Below are 24798 nucleotides of genomic sequence, written 5' to 3' on the forward strand. Positions count from 1 at the left end.
TATATAATTCAAGATAAATATCAGAGTTTATAGAAACTATAAAACACAACAAACCTATGAATTTTAACAATTATACAATTAAATCACAAGAAGCCATACAACATGCGCAACAAATTGCGCAAAGTTATGGACACCAACAAATTGAAAACGAACATATTTTTAAAGCTATTTTTGAAGTAGATGAAAACGTTTTACCTTTTCTTTTAAAAAAATTAAATGTAAACGTTAGTATTTTACAACAAATATTAGATAAAGAACTAGAAAGTTTTCCTAAAGTGTCTGGTGGTGATATTATAGCGTCACGTGAAGCAGGAAAAATGCTAAACGACGCATCTATCATTGCAAAAAAAATGAATGATGATTATGTTTCTTTAGAACATTTAATACTTGCTATTTTTAAATCGAAAAGCAAAATTGCTCAGATTTTAAAAGATCAAAGTGTAACCGAAAAAGGGTTACAAGCAGCTATTGAGGAACTAAGAAAAGGAGACCGAGTAACTTCACAGAGTCAAGAAGAAACCTATAACTCTTTAAATAAATACGCTAAAAACTTAAATCAACTAGCCAAAGACGGAAAATTAGATCCTGTTATTGGTCGTGATGAAGAAATACGTAGAATTCTTCAAATTTTATCTCGTAGAACCAAAAACAATCCCATTTTAGTTGGTGAACCAGGAACTGGTAAAACAGCAATTGCCGAAGGTTTAGCACACAGAATTGTAGATGGAGATGTACCTGAAAACTTAGTCGATAAGCAAATTTTTGCCCTAGATATGGGAGCTTTAATTGCTGGAGCTAAATTTAAAGGAGAATTTGAAGAAAGACTAAAAGCTGTTATTAAAGAAGTAACTGAAAGTGATGGAGATATTGTACTATTCATAGACGAAATTCACACACTTGTAGGCGCTGGAGGAGGTCAAGGAGCCATGGATGCTGCCAATATTTTAAAACCAGCATTGGCTCGTGGTGAATTACGCGCTATTGGTGCAACCACTTTAGATGAGTACCAAAAATACTTTGAAAAAGACAAAGCTTTAGAGCGTCGTTTTCAAAAGGTAATGGTTAACGAACCAGATACAGAAAGTGCCATTTCTATTTTAAGAGGAATAAAAGAAAAATACGAAACACACCATAAAGTGCGTATTAAAGACGAAGCAATTATTGGTGCTGTAGAGCTTTCTGAAAGATATATTACCAATCGTTTTTTACCAGACAAAGCCATAGATTTAATGGATGAGGCTGCATCTAAATTACGTATGGAAATCAATTCTAAACCTGAAGAATTAGATGTTTTAGACAGAAAAATCATGCAGTTAGAAATTGAAATTGAAGCGATAAAACGTGAAAAAGACGAAGTAAAACTAAAATCTTTACGTGCAGACTTAGCAAACCTTAAAGAAGAACGCAATGAAATTTTTGCCAAATGGAAAAGTGAAAAAGAAGTTGTTGACAACATACAAACTGCAAAATCTAATATTGAAGAATTTAAACTAGAAGCAGAACGTGCAGAACGGGATGGCGATTATGGTAAAGTAGCAGAAATACGCTACGGAAAAATTAAAGATGCACAAGAACGCTTAGAAAAACTGCAAAAAGAATTGCAAGAAAACCAAAGCGAAAGCTCTTTAATAAAAGAAGAAGTTACTTATGAGGATATTGCAGATGTTGTAGCTAAATGGACAGGAATTCCTGTTTCAAAAATGCTACAAAGCGACAGAGAAAAACTTTTAAAACTAGAAGACGAGTTACACAAACGCGTGGTTGGTCAAGAAGAAGCTATTGTTGCTGTTAGTGATGCGGTTAGACGTAGTAGAGCTGGTTTACAAAACCCACAAAAACCAATAGGAACCTTTTTGTTTCTTGGTACTACTGGAGTTGGTAAAACAGAACTTGCTAAAGCATTAGCAGAATATCTTTTTGATGATGAAAATGCCATGACCAGAATAGACATGAGTGAGTACCAAGAGCGTCATGCGGTAAGCAGACTAGTAGGTGCACCTCCTGGATATGTTGGGTATGACGAAGGAGGACAACTTACAGAAGCTGTACGTAGAAAACCATACTCTGTTGTACTTTTAGATGAAATTGAAAAAGCGCATCCAGATACCTTTAATATTTTATTACAAGTACTAGATGAAGGTAGGTTAACAGACAACAAAGGTCGTGTTGCAGATTTTAAAAACGCTATAATTATCATGACCTCAAACATGGGAAGCGATATTATACAACAACGTTTTGAAGCTACAAAAGACATAGATTCTGCAATTGAAGCAGCTAAAGTAGATGTTTTAGCCTTATTAAAACAAAACGTGAGACCAGAGTTTTTAAACCGAATAGACGACACGATTATGTTTACACCTTTAAGTAAAGAAAACATTGTAGACATTGTTGGTTTACAGCTAAAATCTATTACTAAAATGGTTGCTCAACAAGGCATTACTTTTGATGCAACACCAGAAGCTGTACAATATTTAGCAGACAAAGGTTACAATCCAGAATATGGAGCAAGACCTGTAAAGCGTGTTATACAGAAAAAAGTATTAAATGCTTTAAGTAAAGAAATACTTGCAGGAACTGTAACTACAGATAGCATTATTCTGTTAGATGCTTTTGATGGTGAATTAGTTTTTAGAAACCAAAATAGTCTGGTTAGCGAAGAAGTATAAAATGAAATATGTTTACATAGAACCACTTCTATATAACATAAATCATAAAGTATTGTTAACGTAAAATAACTTAAAAGTTTATACGTTTTTATATTAAGTTGGTTAGTTAGTTAAAAAACAGCGTAAGTCTTAAAATTTAAGATGCACGCTGTTTTTTTATTGTATTTAATTAAAGGAAACAATTAATCTACCACCAAACGTTTAGAGGCAATTTTTTTACCATCTACATAAAGTGTATAAAAATAAACGGCAGACTGTAAATTGTTTTTTGTTAATGTAACAGAACCTTCACCAAACTGAGTAATAGGAATATCATAAACTACCTGCCCTAAAGAAGAAACCACTTGAATATTTGCTGAAGTATATTGAACTGGTATAAAATAATCTATAGTTGTAACAGCGTTAAACGGATTAGGAGTATTTTGATTTAATCTAATACTCTCACTTTCATTTAAAGAATCCGAATTATCATGAATACTTAAAGTACCTCCACAAGCACAAGCCTCAACCGCATCCATTCTAGCCATTAAAGCATCTATTTGCGCTTGTTGTGCTGCATTTTCATTTTCTAAATCTGTAATTGCTTCCTGTAAAGGCGTTAAAATTGGCGCTAAATCTACATCTACAGACGTTCCATTTTCAATAGCTATAGTTAAGGTAGTATCTGCTAAAGATGCAGAAGCTAAATTTTGATTATCACTAGAAGGATCTACCCATTCTGTACCATTAAAATAATAGGTTTTATTATCATCGGTATCATACACCAACATACCTGCAACCGCTCCTGCTGTTGTTAAGTCTGCACGACCAGCAGTTGTTAATCGGTTTAACAACAAAGCCTTGTCTGTTGCTGCTAAATCTAAAGATGCGTTTGCATCTGGAGTTATGGTAGCAATTCCTGCTTGTCCAGCAATATAAGAGTTTCCTGTAATTGCAGCATTACCATTTACTTCTAGTTTTTCTGAGGGAGTGGTATCTCCTAAACTTACATAACCAGTACTTGCAATATACAAAGAACTTGTTGCGGCACCTGGTTGAATTCTAAAAGGTAACAAACTACCATTGGTAACATCTCTAATAAAGAAATTAGCTTCATTACCGGCTACGTCCCACGTTTGCGCACCCCATCCAATAGTATTATCTTGTTCTAAACGCATGGCTGGTGTATCTCCATCTGTAATTTGTAACTCTAACGCAGGTGTTGCTGTACCTAACCCTAAATTCCCTGAAGCATTTAAGTAAAATGCATTGTTTCCTGCTCCTGCTAATATTCTAAAAGGATTTGTTCCCGCAGTAGCATCATCTATTCCAAAATAATTAAGACCTCCATTAGAGCTATCATTAATAGCAATCCTCCAGTCATTACTAGGAAAACTCCCACTATTAGAAGTATCATCAAAATGAATCATTAGGTTATTCTCTTTTAACCTAATCGTGTCAAACCCAAAGTTTTCACCATCTACACAGTCTAAACCTACACATTGACTTCCAATTATAATGGAATCATCAATAACTACATTATCTCTTTGGCTGCTTTCTGTGTCTACATCTTGTTGTGCAAATAAAGTTGTTACGCTAAGTACTAGGCATAGCGGAATTAAATAATTTTTTAGTTTTTTCATAATTTAAATATATTGATTAGCAATTTCAATGTAGCTCAAAAAGGCATAAGCAACAAAAAAACAAAAGGCGAATCGTTTAAAAGCACAATATCTCCCCTTAAACAACCATCTGACTAACAGATCTCTAACACAAGAAGTCGCGTTTAAACAAAAAAAGGCCGCTTAAAGCGGCCTTTTTTTTGTTTAAATTTATTTGTTACTAAAATAATCTATAACCAATACCAATACCTGCAATAAAAGGATCAATATCTACATCTGCACCAACAGTAGCACCCAATGCAGTAGTAGCGTCAACAGTAACATCTGTGTTTAACAATACATATTTGGCATCTATATTAACAAACCACTTGTCTGTAATATCAAAATCAAATCCTAATTGAAAAGCTAAACCAAAAGCGTTATCATATTCTACTTCATCTGCTACAGGGCCAGAATTTGCATCATAAAACAGTGTGTAATTAACACCTGCTCCAACATATGGATGCACCATTTCGCTATTAAAGTGATATTGTAGTGTTAAAGTTGGAGGCAATAATCTTACATCTCCTAACGGAATATCTCCTGCTGCAGTAGATATTGCTTTTACATCGTGTTGCGTAGTTGCTAAAATTAATTCTGCCGCTATGTTTTTAGTAAAAAAATAGGTTAAATCTAATTCTGGCACATAATCATTAGCAATAGTTACATCTCCACCAATAGCGTCTATAGTTGCAGACTCATTAGGTACTACAGCTAAAGCTCTTACCCTAAGTTGAAATTTAGTAAAACTAGTATCATCAACAGTGGTACTTTCTTGTGCGTTGGCAGCATTAAAAGCAAAACTTGCTAATAAAGCTGTTATAAATAATTTTTTCATAATTAATTGGGTTTAAATTTTAAACAAAATTAACAGTGAAAAAAGCCATAAAAGATGATAAAAATCATAGGTTGAAATTTTATTTTTTAGGCTTATATTATTTTAGAATAATACCTAAAAACCCATCTTCGTTTAAAAAAAATAAAGTAATTTTATTGATAATTTTTGAATTAAAATGAAATTAAACAAATACATAGATCACACTCTTTTAAAAGCTACTGCAACCAATATAGATATCATTAAAACATGTAAAGAAGCCATCTCTCATGATTTCTTTTCGGTTTGTGTAAACTCCTGCCATGTTGCATTAGTAAAAGAACAATTAAAAAATTCAGATGTTAAAGTATGTAGCGTTATTGGTTTTCCTTTAGGAGCCATGAGTACCAAAGCTAAAGTTGCAGAAACCCAACAAGCATTGCAAGATGGAGCTGATGAAATTGATATGGTTTTAAATATTGGTTATTTAAAAAGTAATGCTTTTGCATTGGTTTCTAAAGATATTGAATTAGTAAAAAAAGCAATGCCTAATCACACTTTAAAAGTAATCTTAGAAACTTGTTATTTAGATGCTGATGAAATTAAAAAAGCAAGTACGCTAGCCATACAAGCTGGAGCAGATTTTATTAAAACCTCAACAGGTTTTGGTACAGGAGGAGCAACTATTGAAGCTGTGCAACTCATGAAATCTGTTATAGCAAACGGGAAAACAAAAATAAAAGCTTCTGGAGGAATTAGAGATACAAAAACAGCTTTAGCATACATTAATCTTGGTGTAGCTAGAATTGGTACCTCTAACGGAATTGCAATTGTTACCGGAAACACCACAGAAGGAGACAACTATTAACCACAAGAAATATACATTTTAATATTAAGTACTTATACCAAAACAAATGAGCACACATATAGGAGCCAATAAAGGCGATATTGCAGAAACTATTTTATTACCAGGAGATCCTTTACGCGCAAAATGGATTGCAGAAACGTTTTTTGAAAACCCTGTTTGCTTTAATGAAGTTAGAGGCATGCTTGGCTACACAGGAACCTATCAAGGTAAACGCATTTCTGTAATGGGAACAGGAATGGGAGTACCAAGTATTTCTATTTATGCACATGAATTAATTACACAATTTGATGTAAAAAACCTTATTCGGGTTGGTAGCGCAGGATCTTATCAAGAGCATGTAAAAATTAGAGATGTAGTATTAGCAATGGCTGCCTCTTCTAACTCTGGTTTAAACGAATTGCGTTTTGGCGGTGCGGATTATGCTCCTACTGCAAATTATGAGCTTTTTAATAAAGCAATTGAAGCAGCAAAAGAAAAAAACATTCCTATTAAAGCAGGAAATATTTTTACCAGTGATGAGTTTTATGCAGACGATTTTGAATCGTATAAAAAGTGGAGTAAATTTGGTGTACTTTGTGTAGAAATGGAAACCGCAGGTTTATATACTGTTGCTGCAAAACACAATGTAAACGCCCTTACCATTCTTACTATTTCAGACTCCTTAGTAACAGGAGAAAAAACAACTAGCAAAGAAAGAGAAACTACTTTTAAAGACATGATAGAGATTGCATTAGAACTTGCTTAATCTTTTTTCTTAAAACGCAACTACTTTTATTTTACACGTATATCTTTTAATTCTATTGTAGAGAGTAGTTTTAATTTACCGTTTTCAAAAGCCTTATCCATTTCTAAAAGGCTAAGGTTTTTGTCTGCTGGTTTAAAATTATTATAATCTACAAAACGCAATCCGTTTACAATACGTGCATTATAAGCTTCGCGAAAACGCATGCCTATACCGGAGTCTTCCTGGTAAGAATAGGCTAAAAAATCTACAGTATAGCTTTCTTTATTTACCCAATACACAAAGACATCATCAAAATCTTCTCCTCCTCCTTCTTCTTGAAAAGTCACTTTAATTTTATGGTAGTTTTTTCCGTTAATAACAACCGCTCCTAGTTTTGATTTCAAAACCGCTTTATCGTTTAATCCGTAAGGCAATAAAGCAAAATAATGTACCGAATTTACAGATGCTTCATACTTTACAGCCATACTATCTGCTAGAGTAACAGCTTTATCATCTATAAATCTAGTAAAACCATCATTATTTAAAACATCATGAATAACATGAATAGAGTCTTTAAACTCTCGTTGGTATTGATATGTTTCGTTTTTACGAATAGAAGTATATTTAGTTCCTCTAAAATTAAAATGTATTTCTGCATTTGTATATTTTTTTCCGCCAGCAACATCAATAGCCTTATTTATAATAGTATCTGCTGTTTCCTTTTTTTCTGAATTACAAGCTATAAACAGAAAACTAATTACAAGTAGAGGTATTAACTTTTTCATGAAATACAATTTTATTTAGGTTGTCGGAAAATTAATCAATTAATAACATTTTAGTACTTAATTTAATTGTGTAATTTTGGCACACATGCAAAAGACTGTAAACATAAAAAACAAAAAAGCCAAATTCGAGTATGAGATACTGGATAAATATACTGCTGGCATTGTTTTAACTGGAACCGAAATAAAATCTATTAGAGATAGTAAAGCTTCTATTGCTGAAAGTTTTTGTGAGTTTAATGAGCAAAACGAATTGTTTGTAATAAACATGACCATTCAAGAATACGTTTATGGTAATTATTACAACCACAGACCAAAAGCAGAACGCAAGTTATTATTAAACAAACGAGAATTAAAAAAACTAGCAAAAGATGTTAATACTAAAGGCTTAACTATTGTTCCGTTACGTTTATTTATAAATGAGAGAGGATTAGCCAAGCTAGTTATTGCTCTTGCTAAAGGGAAAAAACTTTACGACAAAAGAGAAACCATGAAAGACAGAGATAACAAGCGTGATTTAGATAGAATTAAAAAGAATTTTTAATCTATAACTGCTTTTTACAGAAAAAAACCTCTTATACCTTTATTTTATTTACCTTAAAAACACGAATAAACTTCAGTTTTTACCAGCTTGCTAAAACGGATTACTACAAGTTAATTCTTATCCTCTAATAAAGGCACAAAACGAAACTCGCCAAACTCGTATTTTTCAAACTCTTTTTCTCCTTTTCTTATAAATAAAGTCATTGTTTGTACATCATCACCAACAGGAATCACTAAACGTCCTCCTATTGCTAACTGACTTAATAAAGGTTTTGGCACAAAAGGAGCACCAGCTGTTACAATAATACTAGCAAAAGGCGCTTCTTCTTTCCACCCTTTATAACCATCGCCAAAAATGAGTTTTTTAGGTCTATATCCTAATTTAGGTAAAAACTTACTTGTCTTTTTAAAGAGTTCTTGTTGTCTTTCAATACTATATACTTTTGCACCTAACTCACATAAAACAGCTGTTTGGTAGCCACTTCCTGTACCAATTTCTAAAACTTTATCTGAAGGTTTTACTTGTAATAATTCAGATTGAAAAGCAACAGTATAAGGTTGCGAAATAGTTTGATCTGCAGCAATAGGAAATGCTTTATCTTGATACGCATGGTCTAAAAAGCTTGAATCCATGAACAAATGTCTTGGTATTTTTCTAATCGCTGCTAGAACTTGTTTATCTTGTATTCCCTTGACCACTAGAACATCTACTAGCTTTTGTCTTAATCCTTGGTGTTTAAAAGTATCTTTCAAAAATGAGTTAGTTTTAGAATGCTAAAATTAAACAAACATTTTTAAGACAAGAGAAAAAACATCAAAAAAAAGCACCAAATGATAACCACTTGATGCTTTGTATTTTATTAAATGAGGGTTTAATTAGATACAATTATTTTAAATGTAGTAACATCTTTTGTACCAACCAATACAATCATTTCTTTTGCTTTTTCAAGAGATGCAGCGTAACCAGAAGCTTTTCCGTAGTTACTTTCTACTTCCCATAAATACATATCTTTTTTATAGCTATTCTTATAAGAATGCAACTTTTCTTGTAAGTCTTTTTCTTTTATTTTATGATTTCCGTTACTTGCAGTAATAGTAGTTGTAATAAAAAATACTGCGCTTAATGTTATAATTAATTTTTTCATGATAGTATAGAATTAAAGTGAAACAATAACGTGCTCTTATAAGTAGTACATTATATTTACGCAGTGCACATTAACAATAGATTTCGTACAATTCATAAACTTGCGTTAAAACCGCGTTAAGAGAATCTTAAAAGGAATTCCTTTAAAAAGTTCTGTAATAAATAACAATAAAAAAATTAAAAATCTTATTTTTGTTAAAAACGTAAAACAATGCTAAAAGCTGGTGTTCTTGGTGCTGGTCATCTTGGAAAAATTCATTTAAGATTACTTAATCAATCCGAAAAATATAACCTCGTTGGTTTCTATGATGCTAACGAAGAAAACGCAAAAAAAGTAGCTGCCGAATTTGGCTATACTTATTTTAATTCTATTGAAAAACTTATTGAAGCTGTAGATGTTGTTGACATTGTAACGCCTACACTTTCTCACTACGACTGTGCCAGACAAGCCATAGCTAAAGGCAAACATATTTTTATTGAAAAACCAATAACCAATACTGTTGAAGAAGCCGAAACCATAAGAACTTTAGTTGCAGAATATGGTGTTAAAGGGCAAGTTGGTCATGTAGAACGTTTTAACCCTGCTTTTATAGCAGTTAAAGATATGTTAGACAAGCCTATGTTTATAGAAACACATAGACTGGCTGAATTTAACCCTCGTGGTACAGATGTTCCTGTAGTTTTAGACTTAATGATTCACGATATAGATATTATATTAAGTGTTGTACAATCTAAAGTAAAACATGTTAGTGCTAGTGGTGTTTCTGTAATTAGTGATACGCCAGACATTGCCAATGCAAGAATAGAATTTGTAAACGGTTGTGTGGCTAATTTAACAGCAAGTAGAATTTCTTTAAAAAACATGCGAAAAACGCGTTTCTTTCAACGTGATGCTTATGTATCTGTAGATTTTTTAGAAAAGAAATGTGAGGTAGTAAAAATGAAAGACGCTCCTAAAAATCCAGGAGATTTTGATATGATTTTACAAAACGCAGAAGGCGTTAAAAAACAAATCTATTTTGATAATCCTGAAATAGCAGGTAACAATGCTATTCTTGACGAGTTAGAATCTTTTGCAGATGCCATTAACAACAATACAAAACCTATTGTTACCCTTCATGATGGTACCGAAGCCTTACGTGTAGCAAACATGATTATTGATCAATTTTAGAAGTAAAATGCCATTACAAAGCAGGAACGATTCAAGTAATCTTTCTAATTAAAATTCCATTTTTACTTTTAAATTATTATACAAACCAATTGCCACGACTTAAAAAAGTCTTGCAATGATTAAACAAAATAACAGGTTTTCGCTTTCGCGGAAAAAGAAAAAATATTTTTTATGAAAAACGTAGCAGTAATTGGAGCTGGAACCATGGGAAATGGTATTGCACATACCTTTGCGCAATCTGGATTTCATGTACAACTAATAGATATTAGCGAAGCTTCTTTAGAAAAAGGAATAGCCACCATTTCTAAAAACTTAGATAGAATGGTTGCTAAAGAAAAAATAACAGAAGCAGATAAAGCAAACACTTTAGGAAACATTACCACATTTACTAATATAGAACAAGGGGTTAAAAATGTAGCACTAGTTGTTGAGGCTGCTACAGAAAATGTAGATTTAAAACTTAATATTTTTAAGCAATTAGATAAAGCTTGTGCTACAGATACTATTTTAGCATCTAATACATCTTCTATATCTATTACACAAATTGCAGCTGCAACCAATAGACCAGACAAGGTAATTGGTATGCATTTTATGAATCCTGTGCCAATCATGAAATTGGTAGAAATTATTAGAGGCTACAATACAAGTGATGCCGTTACTAATACCATCATGGAACTTTCTAAAAAATTAGGAAAAACACCAACAGAAGTTAATGATTATCCTGGTTTTGTTGCCAACCGTATATTAATGCCAATGCTTAATGAGGCTATTGAAACCTTATACAATGGCGTTGCTGGCGTAGAAGAAATTGATACGGTTATGAAATTAGGTATGGCACACCCAATGGGACCATTACAATTAGCAGATTTTATTGGCTTAGATATTTGTCTTTCTATATTACATGTAATGTATGACGGATTTAAAAACCCTAAATACGCACCTTGCCCTTTATTAGTAAATATGGTACAAGCAGGCAAACTAGGTGTAAAATCTGGTGAAGGTTTTTATGATTATTCAGAGAGCAGAAAAGCAGAGCATGTAGCAAAGCAGTTTTTGAAATAAAATGGAAATGTCATTGCGAAAAGCAATAAAAGAGCGACGTGGCAATCTTTATCTTTGTAACTTGATTTTAAAAAGATTGCCACATCTTTCGTCTTCACAATGACAAAACAAAAAACATGGCTAAAATAATTCCGTTTAAAGCAGTTCGTCCAACAAGAGACAAGGTAAGTTTGGTAGCATCACGCTCCTACCAAACCTACACACAAGCAGAACGTGAAGCAAGATTAGATTACAACCCGTTTTCTTTTTTACACATTGTAAATCCTGGTTATAAATATGCACATGAAATTACAGGTGAAGAGCGTTATACTCTAGTAAAAAACAGGTATTTAGAATTTAAAGAAGACACTATTTTTGTTCAAGACAAAAAACCATGTTATTACATTTATAAAATTGTAGACAGAGAAAATCAAGTTTTTCATGGTATTGTTGCTGCTGCCAGTGCAGAAGATTATGAAAAAGACATCCTAAAAAAACACGAAGACACTCTAGAAGTTCGAGAAACCGTTTTTAAAGAGTACTTAAAAACCGTTGGTTTTAATGCAGAACCTGTACTACTCACCTATCCTGATAATAAAATTATTGCTTCTATTTTAAAGAATACAGAAAAAGAACGAGCAGAATTTGAATTCACAACAACGTATAGAGACACCCATTATCTTTGGCAAATACAAGACTTAGCAACCATAAAAACCATTGACGAAGAATTTAAAAAAATGAAAACCATTTATATAGCAGATGGGCATCATCGTTCTTCTTCTTCCTACTTACTATATAAAGACTTAAAAAAAAGTAATCCCAACCATACAGGTACAGAACCTTATAATTATTTTATGAGTTTTTTAATTCCAGAATCCGAATTGCGTATTCATGAATTTAATCGCTTAATTAAAGATTTAAATGGTTTAAGTAAAGAGGCTTTTTTAATTAAATTAGACACTGTTTTTAGAATAGAAAACAGAGGCGAAATACCATACAAGCCAAGCAAAAAACATCATTTTAGTATGTATTTAGATGGCGAGTTTTATTCCTTATATTTACGAAAAACCAATTATACATTTAAAAACGCATTAGATGCACTAGATGCTCAGTTATTGTATACTACTATTTTACAACCTATTTTAGGAATTAAAGATTTAAGAAATGATAACCGAATTAAATATCTTAACGGAAAGAAAGATATTATAAATTTAAAAAGCATGATAGATAGTGGTGACTTTGCTGTAGGTTTCGGGATGGTACCAGTTACTATACAGGAGATGAAAAAAATTGCAGACGAAGGATTAAAAATGCCTCCAAAAAGTACGTACATTGAACCTAAACTGCGAAGTGGTGTAACTATTTATGAGTTTTAGTTTTAAGGTAAAAGGCAAAAAAATAACACTTTAGTTGTCTTTTCAAGCACAGTCTAGCAATCTATTAAAAAGGAAACATTAGCAATGAGCATAACAAAAAATTTACAAGACATACAATCGCAAATCCCAGAAAACGTAACCCTTGTTGCTGTTTCTAAAACCAAACCTGTTAGCGATATTATGCAAGCCTACCAAACAGGACAACGCATTTTTGGTGAAAACAAAATTCAGGACATGGTAGACAAGTATGAAGAAATGCCAAAAGACATTCAATGGCATATGATAGGTCATGTACAACGCAATAAGGTAAAATACATGGCGTCTTTTGTAAGTTTAATTCATGGTGTTGAAAACTTTAAAACACTAAAAGAAATAAACAAACAAGCAGCAAAACACAATCGTATTATAGATTGTTTGTTACAAATAAAAATAGCTTCAGAAGACACTAAATTTGGAATGTCTGCAAACGAAGCTTCCGAGATTTTACAATCGGAAGCATTTTCAGAATTAAAAAATGTAAATGTTGTAGGTGTTATGGGAATGGCTACTTTTACAGATGACCAAGAACAAATTCGAAATGAATTTAATCTATTAAAATCTATATTCAATAACTTAAAAAAAGAAAACAATAAACTCACTACTATATCTATGGGAATGAGTGGCGATTTTAAATTAGCAATACAATGTGGTAGTACCATGGTTCGTGTTGGAAGTAGTATATTTGGAAATAGAAATTATTAATTAAATTGTCATTGCTAACAAAAAGAAGCAATCTTACTAATAGAAAAAGATTACCACGTCACAACGTGCATTGTTATGACAAGTATATAAAAAATTAGAACTTATTTACACAATAGTAGACATAGAAACCACTGGAGGAAAGTATAATGAAGAAGGCATCACAGAAATTGCTATTTATAAATATGATGGTCATGAAATAGTAGACCAATTTATAAGTCTTGTAAATCCAGAAAGAGAAATACAGCCATTTGTAGTTAACCTTACAGGAATAAACAGCAACATGCTACGCAATGCTCCTAAATTTTATGAAGTAGCAAAACGCATAGTAGAAATTACAGAAGACACAATTCTTGTTGCGCATAATGCCAAATTTGATTATCGTATTTTACGTACAGAATTTAGAAGACTAGGTTTTGAGTTTAAACGAAAAACCTTGTGCACTGTAGAGCTTTCTAAAGACCTTATTCCAAATCAACCTTCATACAGTTTAGGCAAACTTACCAGAGCATTAGGTATTCCTGTTGCAGACAGACATAGAGCTTCAGGAGATGCTTTTGCTACAGTAAAGCTATTTAAAATACTATTAGATAAAGACTTGAAAAAAAATATTATTCAAGAATCTATAAAACAAGAGCCTAAAAACCAGGTAGAATCTAAACTATTAAACATTATAGAGAGTTTACCTGCCATTACTGGAGTTTATTATATGCACAAAGCAGATGGAGAGATTATCTACATTGGTAAAAGTAAAAACATAAGAAAACGCATTAATCAACATTTTACAAGTACCACACATAAATCTAAAAAAATACAACTACAAGTTACAGCAGTAACTTATGAAGCTTGTGGTAGTGAGCTTGTTGCTTTATTAAAAGAAAGCGAAGCCATAAAACAAAATAAACCTATTTACAATAGAGCCTTAAGAAAAACTGTTTTTACCCACGCACTTTATAGTTTCACAGATGAAAAAGGCTATATCAACCTAAAAATTGACAAAGTAGATGGTAAAAAGAAACCTATAACTACGTTTAGCAATAGACAAAGCGCTAAAAGTTTTATGTTTAATCGTGTAGAAGAATACAATCTATGCCAAAAGCTCACAGGATTATACGATACCAAAACAAGTTGTTTTAATTATACCGTAAAATCTTGCAAAGGCGCTTGCATACAAGAAGAAGATGCTGCAAGCTACAACAAACGCGTACAAGAACTTATAGATAAAAATGCTTTTGGTAACGAAAACATTGTTATTATAGATAGAGGTCGTGAGGTAGATGAACGTGCTGCAATACTAATTCAAAATGGTGTTTTTAAAGGCATTGGATTTTATAATTTAAACTATCAAATAAACAATATTGAAGTTTTACAATCTATAATTACTCCTATGCAAAATAATAAAGACACCCAACATATTATTAAAAGCTATTTAAGGCGTAATAAAAAAATAAAAGTTTTACATCTAGATTAAATGAAGCTTTTGAAATTGTAGAAAAACCAAAAGATATTAACCTTAAATTACCTGTAAATGCTGGAAACTTTTCATGCAAAACTACTATTAACAACAATGAAATTATATTATTTTTTAAATTAAGTTTTACTAAAGAGATATATGTAAAAGAATACTATCCGTATATAAAAGAACTCATGAATCATGTTGTTAATCTACAAAAAAACACTACTATAGTTTTAAAAAGAAAGTAATTAAACTCTTTTCACTACTTTTGATATATGGCCGAAAAAAAACCACAGACCCAATGGAAAGTAAAAGTTCATGAAGTTATTTATGAAGCAGATACACCTGCAGGTAAATTTTTTGATATTGTTTTACTAATAGCCATTATAGCCAGTATTTTACTGGTAATGCTAGAGAGCATTGAATCTTTAGACAATAAATACCATGCATTTTTTAATATTTCAGAATGGATAATAACCATCTTGTTTACTATTGAATATATTTTGCGAATTATCTCTGTAAAACAACCAATTAAATATGTTACTAGCTTTTATGGTATTATAGACTTGCTTTCTACCATACCTAAATATTTATCTTTAATATTTGTAGGTACACATGCCTTAGTTGCTTTTAGAGCTATTAGGCTATTACGTATTTTTAGAGTTTTAAAACTAGTACGTTTTTTATCTGCATCTAACCATTTAATTTCTGCCTTAAGAGCAAGTAGAGCAAAAATATCTGTTTTTATGCTTGCTGTAATTATTATCACTATTATTTTAGGAACCGTTATGTACCTAATAGAAGGCAAAGAACACGGTTTTGACAACATACCAAAAAGTGTTTATTGGTGTATAGTGACACTTACTACAGTAGGATTTGGTGATATTACACCACAAACACCTTTGGGGCAAATTATAGCTTCGTTAATTATGATTATGGGTTATGGTATTATAGCTGTACCTACTGGAATTGTTACCGCAGAATATTCTAAAAAGGAAAAAGAAGCAGAAAAAATAGATGCACATGCCATCTCCCCTTTACCGAAACATCCTGATGAAATAGATGTTAATTCACAAACTTGCGCTAATTGTTTAAATACAAAGCATAAAGACAATGCAAAATTTTGCCACCAATGTGGACATAAATTATAAGTAATAGATTCATAAAACCAAACGCTATTATCACTACAAACAACACAAAGTATTTACTATCTATTGTTGGTCCTACAGCAATAGGAAAAACATCGCTAAGTATTAAGCTTGCCAATTATTTTAATACCGAAATAATTTCGGCAGACTCCAGACAGTTTTTTAAAGAAATGCAAATTGGTACTGCTGCTCCTACTCCATCAGAATTGGCTGCAGCACCACATCATTTTATTCACCATAAATCTATTACAGAAACCTATAGTGTTGGTGCTTTTGAAAAAGATGCTCTAAAAAAACTAGATACCTTATTTAAAACTCATGATGTTGTCATTATGGTTGGTGGTTCTGGCTTGTATGTAGATGCGGTTACAAAGGGATTAGACCACTTTCCTGATGTAGATAAAAGTATTAGAGAAAAACTAAATACCCAATTAGAAAATGAAGGTATAGAGGTACTTCAAAACAAACTAAAAGAACTAGATGAAGCAACCTATAATAGCATTGCTTTAAAAAATCCGCAACGCGTTATTCGTGCACTAGAAGTTTGTATTGGCACCCAAAAACCATATTCTTCGTTTTTAAATAAGAATAAAAACAACAGACCGTTTACAACCATTACTATTGGTTTAACTGCAGAGCGTGAAATTATCTATAACCGAATAAATAAGCGTGTAGATATCATGATGCAAGAAGGCTTGCTAGACGAAGTAAAAAAACTACTCCCTTATAAAGATTTAAACGCTTTAAATACTGTTGGCTACAAAGAAATATTCAATTACTTTAATAAAGAATGGACTTTAGATTTTGCTATTAGTGAAATAAAAAAGTACTCCAGAAGATTTGCTAAAAGACAGCTTACTTGGTTTAAAAGAAATGAAAACACCTTGTGGTTTGATTACATGACAGATCTAGATACTATTGTGAAACAGATAAACAAAAAAACCTATTAAGAAGCATACCTTTGCTTCTGATTTCATTAGTATTTATTTGTTGTTTTCCATTCCATTTTTTGTCAATTACAAAATAGTAATCAAATAAAGTTGCACCGTAAATTTTAATTACACCATTTGCAGGTTTTTAGTTAATAAATAAAGTGGAATAATAAATAATCTCACCCTTTTTTTTAGGGAAGGCATATCAAAAAATGGTACAATTATAGATAAGGTTATTGCAAATGTAAAAATTACAATTAGGTATATTCTTGAATAAATAGATATAACAATTGACAAAAATAGAATTACAAGAGAACAAACTGCTATAACTATTAAGGTTTTGTTTTGTTCTTCTTTATTCTTATTGTAAAACCTATGGTTCATTTTTTATGCCTGCATTTTAGTATGACTGTCTGCTCTTTTTAAAACATAAAAAATTCCAGAAGTATTGGCTACACCAAATACTACTGGAATTTATCAACACTAACTATTACTATTAAGCTTCTGTATTTACAACTAATCTAAAGCCTTCACCATGAATGTTAAGTATTTCTACTTTATCATCCAGTTTTAAATATTTACGTAATTTGGCTATATACACATCCATACTTCTAGAGGTGAAGTAATTATCATCTCTCCATATTTTTGTCAATGCTAATTCTCTAGGCATTAAATCATTTTCATGTAAAGCCAACAAACGTAGAAGCTCGTTTTCTTTTGGTGATAATTTTACTTGTTCTCCTCCTTTATAGGTTAAAAAACGAAGTTTCGAGTTTAAATCAAATCCGCCAATTTTAAATTCAAATTGTTTGCTATCTGCAACAGAATCGGATGCTTTACGTTGTATAATTGCTTTAATTTTCATTAAAAGCACTTCGCTATCAAATGGTTTATTTAAATAATCATCAGCACCTACTTTATAGCCTTTAAGCACATCTTCTTTCATTGCTTTTGCTGTTAAGAAAATAATAGGCACTTCGGCATTTTTTTCGCGTATTTCTTTTGCTAAAGTAAAACCATCTTTATAAGGCATCATTACGTCTAAGATACATAAATCAAAATCGTCTTTTTTAAATTTTTCAAAGCCTTCCATACCATTTTTGGCATGTGTAACTTCGTAATCATTCATCATTAAATAATCTTTTAAAACGGTTCCAAAATTTGGGTCGTCTTCTACTAATAATATCCTTTTTTGTTGTTCATTCATAGCTTTATGATATTAGTGGAAGTCTTATTGTAAAAGTACTTCCTTTTTCTTTTTCACTTTCTACAGATATATAACCTTGATGGTCATCTACCATTCTTTTTACATATGCTAGACCCAATCCGTGGCCTTTTACATTATGTATATCTCCTGTGTGTTCTCTATAAAATTTTTCAAACACACGTTTTTGAGCTACTTTGCTCATACCACTTCCATGGTCTTTAATTTTTAACAAAATGTTTTCTCCTACATTTTCTGTAGACACTTCTATTTCTGGTGCTCCTGGAGAATACTTAATAGCATTATCCAGTATGTTTACAATTACATTAGTAAAATGTGTATCATTTGCTAATACCGAAGTTTTTTCTGCATTTAAATTTGTTTTTAAATAGCCTTTCTTATCTTCTATAATTAACTCTACATGTGTTATTGCATCTTCTATTAGGTCGTGCAAGTTTACATTTTCCTTACTAATGTTTAATTCATTTTTTTCAAGTTTAGATATTCTTAGCACATTTTCTACTTGTGCATGCATGCGTTTATTTTCTTCTTTTATCATATTAAGATAACGCAACACTTTACTTTTATCGTCTATAATTTTTGGGTTTTTTATAGCATCTAAAGCCAAGTTAATAGTAGCAATAGGTGTTTTAAACTCATGCGTCATATTATTTATAAAATCTGTTTTAATTTCAGAGATTTTACGTTGTTTAAAAAGCTGTAATAATGCACTTGCGTATGCAATTATAATAATGGTTGTAAATACTACAGACAAAAGCATCATTGTGATTATAGAAGACCAGATAAATTTATTGTGTTCTGGAAAATTTACTAGTAATCTATAATTATTAGCGTTTAATTCGTTTTCAAAAATAGGAACACTAAAGGTGGACGCGTTTTGTAACTCAAAAGCTTCACTTTGCACTTTTGTTGCTAGATCATTATCATAAATGGCAAACTGAAAATCAATATTAATATTATCTTCTATAAGCTGTTTTTTTAATAACCTATTAATTTCTTTATTTAATACTCTTTGATGAATAGGCATTCTGCTTGCCATCATTCTAAAAGATTTTTCGAAAGTAATTTTTTCGGCTTCTGTAAGTCTTCCGGAATTAGAAATACTTAATACAGGATTCATATTTAATTCATTAGAACCTGATGCATTAGTGTATATTTTTGTTTCAGAATTGCTTAATATTTTTTGAATATTAATACTATCTCTATCTAAACCTATATCAAAGAACGCTGAAGACAATGTGTAATTTTCTTCAAAAATGCCACTTTTATACACTATAGTCTCATTAGTGTTTTGATTTTGCTGTACTATAAATAAGTTTTTAATAGCAACTGTATCTGCTTGCTTTTGCTGTTCTGCAAGCTGTTGGTACATGGTATAATACTTATCTAGCTCTTTATTTTCTATTGCTGCAGTAGTATAACTTAATGCTTTTTTTACATTAAAGTTAAACTGCTCTTTTTTATTATCTACAGAGTTTTTTATATAATACGCTTGCACAGAAATGATTCCTATAAGCGATAAACTCATTAAAATAATTAGTAAGATGAATAGTTTTTTGCTCATCTGGTCAAAATTAACATTTTAACATTTAGCTATTATAGCTTTTAACCTTACATTAACAAAAATGTTAAATTTATAGACTTGTTATATCCTTAAGTATACTATTATGTGTTTTATGCACCTGAGTAATGGTGTCTTCTAGAATATCATTATAAATAACAAACTGGGAGTGTTTTATTTTTTTTTCGTCCTGCCACTGGTTATTCATAATTGCTTCAATTTTAGCAACTGTGGTTTCGTCTCTTTTTAATAAACGTTCTATTCTAGTTTCTATTGCTGCGGTTACAGTTATAATATAATCGCACTGTTTATAGCTTCCGTTTTCAAACAAAATAGCTACCTCTTTAATAATATATGGAGCATCTTGTTTTTTTAACCATTTTTTAAAGTGATTTGCAACTTTAGGATGCACAATAGCATTCATTTTTTGTAAAAGATCTTCATTATTAAAAATAAGTTTTGCTAGGTATGGTCTATTAAGCTCTTGATTTTTATAAGCTTCTTCACCAAAAAGAGCCACCAATTCTCTTTGTATACTTTTAGAGCTATTCATGAGTTTTTTAGCTTCATCATCTGCTATATAAACAGGTACACCTAGTTTGCTAAACTCTTTTGCAACTGTAGTTTTTCCACTTCCTATTCCTCCTGTTAGACCTACTATTTTCATATACTAGTATTTAAATACGTTTGTATTATATAATAAACGTATATCTTTTTTTAGACTTATAGTTTTTTTATTCTGTGATAATAAACTCTACAAACTCTTGTTTTATTTTAAAGTATTTTACTGTTTCTGGTTTTTTTTCAAGCTCAGGAACTAAACTTGTTTGCCCTTTTACCATTTTACTATAATCACAAACTACTCTAAAATCTTGCGCTGTAATGGTATTAAAATTAGCCAAACTTGTATAATAGGAAACATTTACTACTTTAGGAAAGTATTTTAATTTGATGCCTATTGGCACGTTAATTATTTGAACAGTAACAGGCAAAGTTCCTTCGGTATATTTTTCTACTTTAGCTTTAAAACTAACTTTTTTTACAGAAAACTTTACATCTTTATCAAATTTTTGAAATTTTAAATTTGTTGTTTTAAATATGTTCTGTTTTACATCATTTAAAATAACAGTATCTGTTTCTATTTCATCAATAGTGTCTAAAATAGCTTTAGCTCCTATAATTTTTACAGAATCTGGCGTTACCTCAATAGCGTCTGTTAAATTATAACCTGGACTATAACTAATTTTAGATAATAACTTTACAGGCACTGTTTTAACCGCATTTACATCATAAGCAAACCATAAACTATCTGGAACAATATTTACCAATTCTATATTTTTATTAAATTGGTTATGTAAAGTAGCAAAAGCCTTATTTTTATTCCACACGTAAGCAGAATCTGTTTTATCAATATTTTTAGAAAAATCTATATTTATTTCTGGCTTTGCAAAATGGTACTGTAATAAATTAAAACCAAAGGTTTTTAAGGTAATTTCTAATACTTGACTAGTATCATTTAATATTACCTCTTCTTCAGGCACATGTATTTTATTAATAGTAAAAACAAAGGTATTGGTATAACTTTTAGATAGTTTGGTAAGTAATAAAATGATAAATGCTAGCGCTAAAAACAATAAAAATATATTTATTTTTTTTGTTTTTACAAACGATAAGATTTCAGATTTAATTTTATTTATCATTAATTTTTAAAAAATAATTCTGGAAATTGTACTTCTGGATTTTTATTTAAAAACCCTACTACTATTGTTGCTTTTAAAAAACCATAACCATACCCAAAAAACTGAATACAAATTGCAAACATAGCCTGTATTGCTATACCTATATTTTTTGTTTTTAATATAGCTAAAACAAATGCTAAAACAAAGTACAAAGCATATACATATAATAGTATTTTAAAATTAAACAAAGTTAAAAGTATAGCTAAAATAAGTCCTAAACTAAAAAGACTAGGAAACCAATAGGTTATTTTTTTTGTTTGTGGATGCCAAGAATTAAGTATAGGTCTTACCATACCAAATTTAAAAACTTGTTTGTAAAATTTTGACCAAGAAATTCTTCTTTTATGGTACACATAAGCTTCGGGAATTAATTTGGTTTTAAAACCAAGATTCCATAAACGAATGGATAAATCTGGATCTTCACCAGGGTGTATAACTCCAAAACCTTTTGTTTTTAGAAATGCTTTTTTAGAAATCCCCATATTGAAACTTCTAGGCTGAAAAGTATCTACGCTATTTTTACTCCCCCTAATACCTCCTGTAGTTATAAAAGAAGTCATGGCAAAATTTATAGCTTTTTGAAGATTTGTAAAAGATTTATCTGCAGCATCAGGTCCACCAAAACAATCTACATATTCCTTTTCTAAACTATTAACAACTTCCTCTAAATAATTAGCTGGTAAAATGCAATCGCTATCTAGAATAATAAAGTAGTTTCCGGTTGCTTGTTGCATACCAAAGTTTCTAGAGTCTCCAGGTCCTGAATTTGGTTTATAGTAATATGCAATATTAAGTTGGTCTTTATACGCACTTACAACCTCTTTTGCGCTTATAGTAGAGCCATCTTCAACAATAACAATTTGATACTTTAGCGTTGTTTTTAGCCCTGTAAAGCTATGTAGTAACTCTTCTATTTCTTGAGGTCTGTTATATACTGGTATGATGAATGAAAATTCTAATTGCATAACACAAATGTAGGTGTTACACATAAAAAAAGCCACCTAAAAGGTGGCTTTTTATAATTATTAAAAGAGTGATTATTTCTTAATTACTTTTACTGTTTCTGTTGCGTCACCAATAGTTACTTTAACAAAGTAAGCACCAGCTTGTAAAGCAGACATATTAACCTCTGTATTTACTGCATTAGGCGCAGTACGTAACACTTCTTGCCCTAACATATTGTAAACAGCTATGTTTTCTATATCTTTTTGTGCTTTTAAGGTTAAGTTATCATTTACTGGATTTGGATAGTAAGAAAACTCTATACCATTATCAAAATCTTGTACAGATAATGCAACACATGAAACAGCTAAATCAAAATCACCATTATTTGAACTATAACCTTCTACCATTATATAGTAGGTAGCTACTCCATCTGAAGTAAATGTTATTTCTGATTGAACCGAACATTCGTCATCATTAAATGCTACTTGTGTGCCTCCACATGCATCAAATACTCTAATATAAGTATCATATCCAGAACCACATAAACTCGCTGTAATTTCATCACCCTCACTAGTTCCTGCTAATACGTACCAAACATCATTAGAAGCATTATTACCACTGTCTGTTGCATATTCTGTAGATCCACTTACTGTGTCTCCACAGCTGATAGCTTCTGCATCAACACATTCGTCATTTGCAGGAGCAGGTCCAGATGTTGAAAAAGTGTAAGGACCAGCCCAAGCACTTGTATCACCACCACCACAATCTGCTTGTACATAATATTCATAATCTGTTGTTGGAGTTAAACCAGATAAAGCATATGGATTGGTAGTAGTACCTGTTACCATTGTTCCTGCTCCTTGTGTTAATGGAGCTGTTCCCCATTCCAAATTCCAAGTAGTAGCGCTTCCTGCTTCTGTCCAACCTAAGTCAGCAGAAGTTTCTGTTATTGAAGATGCAGAACCTGCTGATGGAGGCAAACAAGATGGAGGTGTACCTATACAAAATGTAATATCACCAAAATCATCATTACCCCAGTCATAAAGACGTAATAAATATGTGTCTCCTCCTGTTAAACCTGTTATAGTAATTACACCTGGGCCATATGTAGTTCCATTATCAACTTCATTTAAAGAACCACAAGACATAGTAGTATCATACACTGTTGCAATTGCAGTAGAAAACTCATTTACAGTAACATCTATAGATATTTCTGAAGCTGCAACTGGAAGAGTAAATGAATACCAAATATCTCCTCCGGAATAATAACCATAACTAGGCGCTGGTTCTCCAGAATCTGTAGCTGCTAGATTAGACCCTGTAACATCGGCTCCACAAGTACCTTCTCCAACAGGAACAACAATAGCTCCTGCACAAGTATTATTTGCTGGAGGAGGTCCTGCTGCTGTTGTAAAGGAATAAGGTCCTGCCCAAGTTGAAATCCCTGTTCCGCCAGAAGCATCACAATCTGCTTGCACATAAAAATCATATGTTGTAGAAATCGTTAACCCTGTTATAGATAAAGGGTTACTAGTAGTACCTGTAACCATAGTACCTGTTCCTTGTGTAAAGTCAGTAATTCCATATTCTACATTCCAACTAGTTGCAGAACCACTTTCTACCCATGATATTTCAGCTTCTTCATCTAAAGTAATTGCTGCTAAATCTGTTGGTACAGGACAAGTTGGTGGTGGTGCTATAGAAAAATCATCGATATATAATTCATCGGCCCAATCACCAACATACTTAAAAGCTACATACACGGTTTCTCCAACGTAAGCCGAAAAATCTTGCGTATATAAACTCCAAGCATCTTCAGATCCATTTGCATCTAAATCATAAATTTCTGTAAAATCACCTGGATTGGCTATAGGATCACCTGATGTGGTAGAAATCCACACTCCTGTTTCTACAGAATAAGTAGGATAATAGTTATGTCTATAATAAAATGACAATTCATCACCAGAAATCACAGTATAAGCTGGAGAAATCATCCAAGATGTAGATTCAGCTGCAATATTATCATCATTATGATAAAAAGAAGCTCCTCCACTATAAAATTGCGCTGTTGTTTGCACAAAACCAGGATCATCTGATTCTGTTTGTAATAGCGTCCAACCAGTTAAAGGTGTCGATTCAAAATCTTCTGTTAATTGCGCATTAATTTGCCAAGAAAAGGCAAGCATAACAAATAACAGTAAAGTAGTTTTTTTCATATTAAATAGGTTTTAAGATTAATTTTAAACAAATACTTATAGCTAATGTTAAAACTATAAATAATAACT

At 31.4% G+C, this 24798-nt stretch carries 22 protein-coding genes; 11 read left to right on the forward strand and 11 right to left on the reverse strand.

Going from position 1 to position 24798, the window contains the following annotated elements; all coding sequences use genetic code 11:
- Positions 1–56: 56 nt before the first annotated feature.
- Complete coding sequence (gene clpB, locus KO494_RS13675) at positions 57–2666, forward strand: ATP-dependent chaperone ClpB (RefSeq protein ID WP_215968172.1); 2610 nt, start codon at positions 57–59, stop codon at positions 2664–2666.
- A 182-nt stretch (positions 2667–2848) separates the two neighbouring features.
- Here the strand turns inward: clpB and KO494_RS13680 are convergent, their stop codons facing one another.
- Positions 2849–4288, reverse strand: coding sequence for a T9SS type A sorting domain-containing protein (locus KO494_RS13680; RefSeq protein WP_215968173.1), 1440 nt, complete (start codon positions 4286–4288; stop codon positions 2849–2851).
- Between the two features lie 199 nt (positions 4289–4487).
- Entirely contained in the window at positions 4488–5144 is a 657-nt protein-coding gene (locus KO494_RS13685) for an OmpW family protein (RefSeq protein WP_215968174.1), read from the reverse strand.
- A 175-nt stretch (positions 5145–5319) separates the two neighbouring features.
- On the opposite strand from KO494_RS13685, the gene deoC reads away from it, so the two are divergent.
- Both deoC and deoD read left to right on the forward strand, forming a co-directional pair.
- Positions 5320–5988: a deoxyribose-phosphate aldolase gene (gene deoC / locus KO494_RS13690; protein ID WP_215968175.1), complete on the forward strand. Its 669-nt coding sequence runs from the start codon at positions 5320–5322 to the stop codon at positions 5986–5988.
- Positions 5989–6034: 46 nt separating this feature from the next.
- Positions 6035–6733: a purine-nucleoside phosphorylase gene (deoD, locus tag KO494_RS13695; protein ID WP_215968176.1), complete on the forward strand. Its 699-nt coding sequence runs from the start codon at positions 6035–6037 to the stop codon at positions 6731–6733.
- 26 nt (positions 6734–6759) lie between these two features.
- Here deoD and KO494_RS13700 read toward each other — a convergent pair whose 3' ends face one another.
- A complete protein-coding gene (locus KO494_RS13700; RefSeq protein WP_215968177.1) occupies positions 6760–7497 on the reverse strand; it encodes a DUF6503 family protein in 738 nt (245 codons plus the stop codon).
- 85 nt (positions 7498–7582) lie between these two features.
- On the opposite strand from KO494_RS13700, the gene smpB reads away from it, so the two are divergent.
- On the forward strand, positions 7583–8038 hold the full coding sequence (gene smpB / locus KO494_RS13705; RefSeq protein WP_215968178.1) for an SsrA-binding protein SmpB: 456 nt from the start codon (positions 7583–7585) through the stop codon (positions 8036–8038).
- Between the two features lie 110 nt (positions 8039–8148).
- Here smpB and KO494_RS13710 read toward each other — a convergent pair whose 3' ends face one another.
- Together KO494_RS13710 and KO494_RS13715 are read right to left on the reverse strand one after the other, a co-directional pair.
- Positions 8149–8790 (reverse strand): protein-L-isoaspartate(D-aspartate) O-methyltransferase, encoded by a 642-nt coding sequence (locus KO494_RS13710; protein WP_215968179.1) that lies wholly within the window; start codon positions 8788–8790, stop codon positions 8149–8151.
- A 119-nt stretch (positions 8791–8909) separates the two neighbouring features.
- Entirely contained in the window at positions 8910–9182 is a 273-nt protein-coding gene (locus KO494_RS13715) for a hypothetical protein (protein ID WP_215968180.1), read from the reverse strand.
- A gap of 210 nt (positions 9183–9392) precedes the next feature.
- Between KO494_RS13715 and KO494_RS13720 the strand changes: the two genes are divergently transcribed.
- The 7 genes from KO494_RS13720 to miaA all read left to right on the forward strand — a co-directional run bounded on the left by KO494_RS13720 (position 9393) and on the right by miaA (position 17061).
- The gene (locus tag KO494_RS13720) at positions 9393–10352 is read left to right on the forward strand and encodes a Gfo/Idh/MocA family protein (RefSeq protein WP_215968181.1); all 960 of its coding nucleotides are present in this window, start codon (positions 9393–9395) and stop codon (positions 10350–10352) included.
- A gap of 171 nt (positions 10353–10523) precedes the next feature.
- Positions 10524–11414: a 3-hydroxybutyryl-CoA dehydrogenase gene (locus tag KO494_RS13725; RefSeq protein WP_215968182.1), complete on the forward strand. Its 891-nt coding sequence runs from the start codon at positions 10524–10526 to the stop codon at positions 11412–11414.
- Positions 11415–11530: 116 nt separating this feature from the next.
- Positions 11531–12769: a DUF1015 domain-containing protein gene (locus KO494_RS13730; RefSeq protein ID WP_215968183.1), complete on the forward strand. Its 1239-nt coding sequence runs from the start codon at positions 11531–11533 to the stop codon at positions 12767–12769.
- Between the two features lie 84 nt (positions 12770–12853).
- Positions 12854–13510 (forward strand): YggS family pyridoxal phosphate-dependent enzyme, encoded by a 657-nt coding sequence (locus KO494_RS13735; protein ID WP_215968184.1) that lies wholly within the window; start codon positions 12854–12856, stop codon positions 13508–13510.
- Between the two features lie 103 nt (positions 13511–13613).
- Positions 13614–14978 carry an exonuclease domain-containing protein gene (locus KO494_RS13740; protein ID WP_215968252.1) on the forward strand — a complete coding sequence of 455 codons (1365 nt, stop codon included), beginning with the start codon at positions 13614–13616 and terminating at the stop codon, positions 14976–14978.
- Between the two features lie 260 nt (positions 14979–15238).
- Positions 15239–16114 carry an ion transporter gene (locus KO494_RS13745; RefSeq protein ID WP_215968185.1) on the forward strand — a complete coding sequence of 292 codons (876 nt, stop codon included), beginning with the start codon at positions 15239–15241 and terminating at the stop codon, positions 16112–16114.
- Positions 16115–16143: 29 nt separating this feature from the next.
- On the forward strand, positions 16144–17061 hold the full coding sequence (miaA, locus tag KO494_RS13750; protein WP_215968253.1) for a tRNA (adenosine(37)-N6)-dimethylallyltransferase MiaA: 918 nt from the start codon (positions 16144–16146) through the stop codon (positions 17059–17061).
- A gap of 478 nt (positions 17062–17539) precedes the next feature.
- On the opposite strand, the gene KO494_RS13755 is transcribed toward miaA, so the two are convergent.
- The 6 genes from KO494_RS13755 to KO494_RS13780 form a co-directional block, all read right to left on the reverse strand.
- Positions 17540–18250, reverse strand: coding sequence for a response regulator transcription factor (locus tag KO494_RS13755; RefSeq protein ID WP_215968186.1), 711 nt, complete (start codon positions 18248–18250; stop codon positions 17540–17542).
- A 4-nt stretch (positions 18251–18254) separates the two neighbouring features.
- Positions 18255–19832 (reverse strand): sensor histidine kinase KdpD, encoded by a 1578-nt coding sequence (locus KO494_RS13760; RefSeq protein WP_215968187.1) that lies wholly within the window; start codon positions 19830–19832, stop codon positions 18255–18257.
- A 70-nt stretch (positions 19833–19902) separates the two neighbouring features.
- Positions 19903–20496 carry a dephospho-CoA kinase gene (gene coaE / locus KO494_RS13765; protein WP_215968188.1) on the reverse strand — a complete coding sequence of 198 codons (594 nt, stop codon included), beginning with the start codon at positions 20494–20496 and terminating at the stop codon, positions 19903–19905.
- Between the two features lie 67 nt (positions 20497–20563).
- Positions 20564–21529: a YbbR-like domain-containing protein gene (locus tag KO494_RS13770; protein WP_215968189.1), complete on the reverse strand. Its 966-nt coding sequence runs from the start codon at positions 21527–21529 to the stop codon at positions 20564–20566.
- Entirely contained in the window at positions 21529–22533 is a 1005-nt protein-coding gene (locus KO494_RS13775; protein WP_215968190.1) for a glycosyltransferase family 2 protein, read from the reverse strand. Before KO494_RS13775 ends, KO494_RS13770 begins: the two co-directional genes overlap by 1 nt.
- 72 nt (positions 22534–22605) lie before the next feature.
- Complete coding sequence (locus tag KO494_RS13780) at positions 22606–24729, reverse strand: T9SS-dependent choice-of-anchor J family protein (protein WP_215968191.1); 2124 nt, start codon at positions 24727–24729, stop codon at positions 22606–22608.
- Positions 24730–24798 lie beyond the last annotated feature (69 nt).

The sequence above is a fragment of the Lacinutrix sp. C3R15 genome (assembly GCF_018860825.1).
Taxonomy (GTDB): domain Bacteria; phylum Bacteroidota; class Bacteroidia; order Flavobacteriales; family Flavobacteriaceae; genus Oceanihabitans.